At 64.4% G+C, this 270-nt stretch carries 1 protein-coding gene; it reads right to left on the bottom strand.

The features are described from left to right. Positions 1 to 270 (bottom strand): hypothetical protein (locus SB725_RS31340; RefSeq protein ID WP_410923310.1); only part of this gene is annotated, 270 nt, incomplete at both ends.

The following is a 270-nucleotide window of genomic DNA, read 5'->3' as shown; positions in this document are numbered from 1 at the left end:
CAGGATCACGTTGTTCGAAGCGTTGCCGGTGCCGTTGAGGTTGGCCGAGCCCAGCAGCGTCAGGTATTCGAGGTTGGTCCCCAGGGTGTAGTCGATCGAGGCGGCGACGGTGTCGATCTCCGAGGTCGAAGTGCCGCGCTCGATCACCACGTCAGCGACGTTGTCGACGTAGTAGGTGTCGTTGCCGGCGCCACCGTCCAGGGTGTCGGCGCCGGTGCCGCCGTCGAGCACGTTGTTGTCGGCGTTGCCGGTCAAGGTGTTGTTCAGGCT

The sequence above is a fragment of the Pseudomonas sp. SIMBA_041 genome (genome assembly GCF_046535095.1).
Lineage (GTDB): Bacteria > Pseudomonadota > Gammaproteobacteria > Pseudomonadales > Pseudomonadaceae > Aquipseudomonas > Aquipseudomonas mucoides.
The sequence above is the reverse complement of the archived record's forward strand: the minus strand, read 5'-3'. Positions and strand labels throughout refer to the sequence as shown.